Here is a 7,704-nt window from a genome sequence, read left to right on the forward strand (position 1 = left end):
GTATACGGACGCACGGTGCGTTTGATCCAAAATGAGGAAAATACCATGCAGTTTATGTGTCTTATCTATTCAGATCCCGCTAACCAGCCCGTTCATGGAACACCAGAGTTTGGTGCGATGATGCAGGGTTTTGGGGATTTAACCAAACATGTCCAAGAAACAGGACGTTTGGTGGCAGGGGATGCTTTGCAAGGGGTTGAGACCGCGACGACAGTGTCTGTGCGCGATGGAAAGACCGAAACGATGGACGGCCCATTCATGGAAACGAAAGAAGTGCTGGGCGGGTATTACCTGCTTGAGTGCGCAGATCTGGACGATGCGATCAAAATCAGCGCGATGATTCCGGCGTCTGGATATGGCCGGATTGAAGTCCGTCCTGTCGTTGTCTGGGAATAATCAGGGTTTCGCTGCGAAATGATGCTTCCGCACGCTTTGAAGGACGACATCGAACGGGTTGTTCGAGAAGAGTGGGGGCGCATTTTGGCGGTGATGGTCAAGACGCTGAGCGATTTTCAATTGGCGGAAGATTGCATGCAAGATGCGCTTATCAGTGCGTTTAGCCATTGGGAGCGCACTGGATTGCCGCGATCCCCAGCCGCGTGGTTATTGCAAGTGGCGCGGCGTAAAGCGATTGACAGGCTGCGGCGTGACAAGGGTTTCGCGGCGAAACGTGCCGAGTTGAGCTATCTTTATGATCTGGAAAACAGCTTTGAAGACGAAGAGGAACGCGGCGTGATTCCCGATGAATGTCTACAAATGATCTTCAAGTGTTGCCACTCCGCACTGGCCGAAAAGTCGCGCGTTGCGTTAACGCTTCGTTCACTTGGGGGGCTGAGCACCGATCAAATAGCGGCGGCTTTTCTGGATACGGGTGAAGCAATGCAGCGGCGGATTACCCGCGCAAAGCAAAAGATCGTGAGGGCTGGGATCGCGTATAAAGTGCCTGAGGCGAATGACTTGCCGGATCGGTTGAGTTCTGTTTTGCGCACGCTTTATTTGATTTTCAACGAAGGGTATTTGGCGAGTTCTGAGGATGCCTTAACGCGGGTGGATTTGTCGAATGAAGCGATCCGTTTGACGCGGATTGCCGCGCTGTTGATGCCCGAAGAATGCGAGGTTCAGGGCCTTTTGGCGCTAATGTTGTTGCATGATTCACGGCGCACCGCACGGGTTGGTAAGGATGGTGAATTGATCCCGCTTGAGCAGCAAAACCGTGCGCGTTAGAATAGGGAAATGATCGACGAGGGTACATCTATTTTGCAGGCGAGTTTGGCGAAAGGGCGCGTTGGCCCATATCAAATTCAGGCCGCGCTTAGCGGTGTTCACGCAAATAGTGCGGACTGGAACGCGACGGACTGGTCGCAGATTGTTGATCTGTATTCAGTGCTTTTGCAGTTTGAAAAACCCCTTTTGTGCGCCTAAATCAAGCTGTGGCGCTGTCTATGGCGGGGCAGGTTGAGCAGGCTGCAAGCGCCCTAGAGGCGTTGGCCGTGCTTAAGGACATGCAGAGTTATGTAGGGTTTCATCTGGCCCGTGCAGAGGTTTTTGAGCGGCTTGGTTTAAGTCGTGATGCTAAGGACGCGCTGGGTCTGGCGCTGGAGTCCACGCGGAACGCGGCAGAAGCAGAGTTCATTCGTAGTAAGCTTGGGTATTTGAATTAGGGTCAATGTTTATTGCGCATGCAACGCTGATCTTCTTCGACTGGCAGCTTTGCGGGACGAAGCCGCCGTTGGTCGTTGAGAAACCAAAGTCCGTTTTCACTCAACGGGTGTGCCGAACAAAGTTATGGCTCCACCTAAAATTCCCATTGTGACAAAAAGCAATGATCGTCCTGTCAAACCCCGATCAGCCGCGCGGATCGCAGCAATGATGGCTTGTATGGAATAATACAGCGCAAAGGCGCGCGATGCATAGCTGATGATCTCAAATATATTTGCAGTCCAAGTCAACAAAACACCGATGCCAACCAAAAGTGAATAGGCGAATTTTTCCGTGACCTTGCCTTTGGTGACTTCTGTCATCAAGCCGCCTGAACCGCTTGTGTCTGCAATTGCGGCACTGAACTGGGCGCTTAGCGCAGCCACGACAAGAAGCAGTGGCAAGATCGGGGCAACAACCTGCATCAAATCAATGATCGCCGTCTCATCCAACGAAAGCGGATCACTTTCAAAGGCATAGGTCAGAAGGACGATGTAAAGACAGTAGATTGCTGTCGAAATCCATTGTGCTAACCGCATAGACCTGATGCGCAATTTCGCGTCGTAAGTCGCACCCAGATAGCGCGATGTTTCAAACCCCTGAACAGTCACTATCAACCCCGCCATGAGGGTGACACTGGCCCATCCAGTCACCTGTGGCTGATCGAACTTTAATCCGCCCTCACCGCTCAACTGCCCGAAGTGCACTACAAGGCCGATTATGAGACCCGCAATAATTGCCAGCTTTAAGCCGACAGAAATTTGTTCCATCCGCTCGAGTGCCGACAAACTGCGCATTAGGCCGGTAAATAAGATCAACATGAAGACGGCTGTCGTTAATAGGTTGGCATGAAAACTGTCATTCAGATCTGTGAGACTGACCCCGAAGGCACCGAAAAGGTTCAAATAATAGGCTACGGATACAATGAACGCGAAAGTAAGAACGATTGAAGCAGCAACTTCGAGCCTGACGAGCAAGGCAGATTGCGAAGTGTTCGTTTCTATGTCCGCAATATTAAACCTAATCGCGCTCCCAAACAAATATGCAATCGCACATACACAGGCCAATCATGACCAAGGGCGCATACCCACCATAACTGACATCAAGTATTGGCCCTAAAACCAAAAAGCCACTTCCGATAATCGAAGCCAGAGGAGTTATCGTCGCCCGCCAAAGGATTGAATTGGCAACTCTGGGCCAGATCAACACTGCCCCGAACAAAACCACGACAGAAAGAATAAGAGCGCTCAGCATCTGTGAACATGATCAGACCAACACTGATGTGACAACATGTTCATTTTTGGAAAGCAGCCAATAATTAATCGTGTAGCATCAAGCACTTTGGGCTAGCAGTCTACATTCGCTGCATTCTGCATCAAAGTCAGCTTTCGCGATCCACCTAGCAAAGAAAAATGCGCCAGAGAAAGCTCCGGCGCATTGTTTATTTTAAAGAACCCTAGTGGTTTAGGATTTGCCGTTCCAGCCGGACACAGCCTTGATCTCGAGGAATTCTTCCAGACCGAAGATACCGCCTTCGCGACCGTTGCCGGATTGCTTGTAGCCACCGAATGGGGACCCCTGTGCAAAGCCTTGGGCGTTGGTTTCAACCATGCCAGAGCGAAGGCGACGTGCTACGCGGCGGCGCTTTTCGTCGTCGGGTGTCTGGACGTAGTTGGTCAGACCGTAGGGCGTGTCGTTGGCGATTGCGATGGCTTCTTCTTCGGTATCGAAGGGGATCATCGCCAGTACTGGGCCAAAGATTTCTTCCTGCGAAATACGCATGTCGTTGGTTGCGTCCGCGAAGACCGTTGGCTTGACGTAGTAGCCGCGGTTCAAGCCGTCTGGACGACCTAGGCCACCCGCGACCAGCTTGGCTTCGCCCATGCCGACTTCGATCAGACCTTGGATTTTGTCGAACTGCGCTTTGGACACGACTGGTCCGATGTGCTTGCCCTCTTCAGAGGCTGGGCCGACTGATGTGTTCTCAGCTGCCTCGGACACGACCTTGACCGCTTGGTCATACACGGAACGCTCCACCAGCATACGGGTTGGGGCGTTACAGGACTGGCCAGAGTTACGGAAGCAACGATCAGCGCCGTATTTCATCGCGCGCTCGCCTGCATCGGCGAAGATGATGTTCGCGCCTTTGCCACCCAATTCAAGGCTAACGCGCTTAAGCGTGTCTGCGGCGGCTTTGGAGATCAGGATGCCCGCTCGGGAAGAGCCCGTGAAGCTGACCATGTCCACGTCTGGGTGGATGGATAGCTGTGAGCCAACGCCTATGCCATCGCCATTGAGTAAGTTGAACACACCAGCAGGGAAGCCCGCTTCGTGCATGAACTCAGCAAACAGAACGCCAGAGAGCGGCGCGATTTCGGAGGGTTTAAGAATGACAGTACAGCCCGTCGCGATTGCCGGGATCGCTTTCAGAACGATCTGATTCATTGGCCAGTTCCAAGGCGTGATCAATGCACAGACGCCGATTGGCTCTTTCAGCGTCATTTCTGTTGCTGTGTACTCAGACTCGAATTTGAAGTAGCGGAAGGCTTTGATGAAACCATCAAGGTGCCAGCTGCCTGCGCCTACTTGGTTCGCACGGCTCATGTCGATGGGCGCGCCCATTTCCATGGACATCGCGAGTGCCATTTCTTCCTGACGTGAGTTGTAGATTTTGAGCAGCTTTTCCAACAGCGCGATGCGCTCTTCTTTGGATGTTTGGGACCAGCTGTCAAATGCGGCCTTTGCGGCGGCAACGGCTGCGTCTGTGTCAGCTTGACCACCCAAGGAAATGACGGCGCATTTTTCTTCTGTGGATGGATCAATCACATCGAAGTCGTTTGCGACGACGGGATTTACCCATGCGCCATTGATATAAAATTGACGGTGCTCTTGCATTGAAGGTCTCCCATAGAATCTTTGCAAACAGGGGCGATCCCCTGCAAATCAGCGGCACTCTGTCACCCCGCGCACATTGGCGCAAGAGAGGGGATGTAAGTGAACTGTCGAGCACCTAAGTTAAGACAAGTTATATTTGAATAGCGACAAGAAAGGGTACTGTTATGGGTCTTCGCATCAATGAAGTCGTTCCGAATTTCACCGCCGACACGGATCAGGGGACGATTCAGTTCCACGATTGGATTGGCGATGCTTGGGCGATCATGTTTTCACACCCCAAGGATTTCACGCCTGTTTGCACGACCGAGTTTGGTGCAGTTGCCCAACTTGCCAGCGAATGGGACGCGCGCGGTACCAAGGTAATCGGTGTGTCTGTGGACGGTGTTGAGGATCACAAGAAGTGGAAAGGCGACATTGAGACAGTCGCGGGCACCACGGCTGGTTTCCCGATTATCGCGGATGAGGGTTTGGCGGTTTCTAAGGCGTTTGATATGCTCCCTGCCGAGGCGTATTTGCCCGATGGGCGCACGCCAGCCGATAGCGCGACTGTGCGCTCTGTGTTCATCATTGGACCAGACAAGCAGTTGAAGCTGTCGATGACTTACCCAATGACAGTGGGCCGTAATTTTGCAGAGATTTTGCGCGCTTTGGATGCATTGCAAACTTCGGCCAAGCACGGTGTTGCGACGCCTGCGAATTGGGAACTGGGGCAGGACGTTATTATTCCTGCTACGGTTTCGAATGAGGATGCAACACAGCGGTTTGGATCGTTTGAACAAGTGTTGCCGTATTTGCGCAAAGCGAAGTTGCCTTCGTAAATTTGCGAATGTGCTAAAATGTGAAAAGGCCCAGCGAAAGTACTGGGCCTTTTTTATTGTTCTGAAAGACGTGTTTAGAAGCGGAAGCTGCCCGTGATGGCGATGTATGGAAAAACGCCAAATTGGGAAAGCTCATCGTTGATGTTACGTACTTCACGCGCAACGTCGGCTGCGGGTGCAACAACAGAGACGTTCAAGCCGCCCATTCCGATTGCGCCGACTTCACCACTTAGCGTGAAGCGCTGGCCGATATTCCAATCATATCCAACCGTCAGCATGGGTGAAACCTTGCGCGCAAATTCTACGCTGGCGCTTGCTGTTTCGCCGCTTGTCAATGTTGTGTTGCCGACCGTAATCGGATTGGTAGGAGAAGCAGTTGTCGATCCGCTGAAGTTTGTGTTGGATATAAACGCACCGCCAGAAACGCGGAAGCCTGTGTCGCCCGTGTAGTAGTCGGCTAGCAGTGCAAAACCACCCAATTGTCCTTTGGTGTCGTATTTCACGCCGTCAATGGTTTGTGCGCCATTGATACCCAGTCCACCGGATAGCACGCCACGCAGTGCAAAGCTTTGATTTAGGCGGTAGGCCCCTTCAAGGGTGGGCCCCAATGTGGAAACACCCAAGCCAAAACGAAGGTTGCTGTCTTGTGCGACTGCGGCACTGGATAGGAGTGCGATTGCAGATGCTGTCAAAAGAATTTTTTCATAATCAGTCCTCGAATCTAATATTCTAAGGATCATTTTTAACATATCTAATTTCAGATCAACCTAAGGGCGAGTTTCGAAATTTTCATGCAGTAGTTTTGTCACACTAAAGCGTTGTGATCTGATCCCCGCCACGAGGGAAGGTGTGGCAGGGATCGCGGTACAAACCGTGAGTGAAGACACTGTTGTACTGATAGTTGTTTGGTTCTTAATGAACCGTAAATAAAGGGGGAAAACAGGCTCGTATGCCCCCTTGTTTTTACTCAGCGTCTAGCAAGCCTGACTTGAACAAGAAACCAGCCGCAACCGCGCCGATGATGGGCGCTACAATAAACAACCAAAGTTGAGCGATCGCTGTGCCGCCTGCAAACAAGGCTGGCCCGATAGAACGGGCAGGGTTCACAGATACGCCCGTGACATTGATACCAACCAAGTGGATCACAACCAGTGCAAGACCAATCGCCAGACTTGCCATTGCAGATGGCGCACCAGCACCTGTTGATCCAAGGATAACAACCAAGAATAAGAAGGTCGCAACAACTTCGAACACGAACGCAGCGCTCATCGTGTATTCACCAAGATAACCCGCACCCCAGCCGTTTTGGCCAAGTCCGTTTGCCGCAACTGTGTAGTCTGCTTTACCCGTCGCAATGATTATCAGAACAAGCGCGCCCACGATACCACCTGCGATTTGTGCGATGATATATGGAACTGCGTCTTTGATACTCATGCGGCCAGATGCAACAACACCAAGCGTTACCGCTGGGTTAATGTGGCAACCTGAGACAGAGCCGATGCCGTATGCCATGCCAATCAGTGCAAGGCCGAATGCAAAGCTGATGCCTGTGAGGCCAATGTCGCCACCAGCGATAACGGCTGCGCCACAACCGAACAGTACGAGTGTGAATGTGCCAATGAATTCTGCGAGAGGTTTTTTCATGATGTGTCCCTTTATTATTTTGTAAGGGACTTTTAGCGGGCTTATTTCTGCACCGAACGGGGAATAACGCCAAGAAAAAAACCCCAGCGTTTCCACTGGGGCTTTTCTAATTCAAATTAAAAGAAGATTTAGTCGTCAGACTTTTCAGCCGCTTCTGGAGAAACTTCTTCACCAGTTGTTTGGTCAACAACTTTCATGGACAGGCGAACCTTGCCACGATCATCGAAGCCCAAAAGCTTAACCTTAACGTCCTGACCTTCTTTAAGAACGTCAGACGGGTGGTTGAGGCGACGGTTCTCAATCTGAGATACGTGCACAAGGCCATCGCGCTTGCCGAAGAAGTTAACGAACGCGCCGAAGTCTACGATCTTCACAACTTTACCGTCGTAAACCTGACCTTCTTCTGGCTCGGCTACGATTGACCAGATCATGTCGTAGGCTTTCTTGATGGATTCACCATTTGGCGAAGCAATCTTGATGATGCCTTCGTCATTGATGTCCACTTTCGCGCCAGACACTTCAACGATCTCACGGATAACTTTACCGCCAGAACCGATGACTTCACGAATCTTGTCTGTTGGAACCTGCATAGTTTCGATGCGAGGAGCGTGCACAGAGAATTCCTGCGCGCCAGAGATGGCTTTGCCCA

General features: G+C 51.6%; 10 protein-coding genes. 5 read left to right on the forward strand and 5 right to left on the reverse strand.

Annotation, left to right across the window (positions count from 1 at the left end; genetic code table 11):
- The 4 genes from QZ279_RS08515 to QZ279_RS08530 form a co-directional block, all read left to right on the forward strand.
- Positions 1-396, forward strand: a 396-nt coding sequence (locus QZ279_RS08515; protein ID WP_293449940.1) for a YciI family protein, incomplete at its 5' end; no start/stop codon positions are given.
- 18 nt (positions 397-414) lie between these two features.
- Positions 415-1,224, forward strand: a complete 810-nt coding sequence (locus QZ279_RS08520) for a sigma-70 family RNA polymerase sigma factor (RefSeq protein WP_293449941.1) — start codon at positions 415-417, stop codon at positions 1,222-1,224.
- A gap of 9 nt (positions 1,225-1,233) precedes the next feature.
- Positions 1,234-1,422 (forward strand): hypothetical protein, encoded by a 189-nt coding sequence (locus QZ279_RS08525; protein ID WP_293449942.1) that lies wholly within the window; start codon positions 1,234-1,236, stop codon positions 1,420-1,422.
- On the forward strand, positions 1,413-1,661 hold the full coding sequence (locus QZ279_RS08530; protein WP_293449943.1) for a hypothetical protein: 249 nt from the start codon (positions 1,413-1,415) through the stop codon (positions 1,659-1,661). The genes QZ279_RS08525 and QZ279_RS08530 overlap by 10 nt, the downstream gene beginning before the upstream one ends.
- 96 nt (positions 1,662-1,757) lie before the next feature.
- On the opposite strand, the gene QZ279_RS08535 is transcribed toward QZ279_RS08530, so the two are convergent.
- Entirely contained in the window at positions 1,758-2,675 is a 918-nt protein-coding gene (locus QZ279_RS08535; protein ID WP_293449944.1) for a hypothetical protein, read from the reverse strand.
- Between the two features lie 487 nt (positions 2,676-3,162).
- Entirely contained in the window at positions 3,163-4,593 is a 1,431-nt protein-coding gene (locus QZ279_RS08540) for an aldehyde dehydrogenase family protein (protein ID WP_293449945.1), read from the reverse strand.
- 164 nt (positions 4,594-4,757) lie between these two features.
- Here QZ279_RS08540 and QZ279_RS08545 point away from each other — a divergent pair, with 164 nt between their 5' ends.
- Positions 4,758-5,411 (forward strand): peroxiredoxin, encoded by a 654-nt coding sequence (locus QZ279_RS08545; RefSeq protein ID WP_293449946.1) that lies wholly within the window; start codon positions 4,758-4,760, stop codon positions 5,409-5,411.
- Between the two features lie 74 nt (positions 5,412-5,485).
- Here the strand turns inward: QZ279_RS08545 and QZ279_RS08550 are convergent, their stop codons facing one another.
- From QZ279_RS08550 to QZ279_RS08560, 3 genes are all read right to left on the reverse strand, one after another.
- Positions 5,486-6,103: a hypothetical protein gene (locus tag QZ279_RS08550; protein ID WP_293449947.1), complete on the reverse strand. Its 618-nt coding sequence runs from the start codon at positions 6,101-6,103 to the stop codon at positions 5,486-5,488.
- A gap of 271 nt (positions 6,104-6,374) precedes the next feature.
- Positions 6,375-7,055, reverse strand: a complete 681-nt coding sequence (gene aqpZ, locus QZ279_RS08555; RefSeq protein ID WP_293449948.1) for an aquaporin Z — start codon at positions 7,053-7,055, stop codon at positions 6,375-6,377.
- A 128-nt stretch (positions 7,056-7,183) separates the two neighbouring features.
- Positions 7,184-7,704: S1 RNA-binding domain-containing protein (locus tag QZ279_RS08560; protein ID WP_293449949.1), on the reverse strand; the 521-nt coding region annotated here is incomplete at its 5' end.

Origin of the sequence: Planktotalea sp. (genome assembly GCF_018607965.1) — a bacterium.
Taxonomy (GTDB): domain Bacteria; phylum Pseudomonadota; class Alphaproteobacteria; order Rhodobacterales; family Rhodobacteraceae; genus Planktotalea.

What these genes read in the sequence shown, in the direction of transcription:
- QZ279_RS08520 (WP_293449941.1), top strand. Translation starts at nt 415, where the DNA reads ATGATGCTTCCGCACGCTTTGAAGGACGACATCGAACGGGTTGTTCGA.
- QZ279_RS08525 (WP_293449942.1), top strand. Translation starts at nt 1,234, where the DNA reads ATGATCGACGAGGGTACATCTATTTTGCAGGCGAGTTTGGCGAAAGGG.
- QZ279_RS08540 (WP_293449945.1), bottom strand. Translation starts at nt 4,593, where the DNA reads ATGCAAGAGCACCGTCAATTTTATATCAATGGCGCATGGGTAAATCCC.
- QZ279_RS08545 (WP_293449946.1), top strand. Translation starts at nt 4,758, where the DNA reads ATGGGTCTTCGCATCAATGAAGTCGTTCCGAATTTCACCGCCGACACG.
- aqpZ (WP_293449948.1), bottom strand. Translation starts at nt 7,055, where the DNA reads ATGAAAAAACCTCTCGCAGAATTCATTGGCACATTCACACTCGTACTG.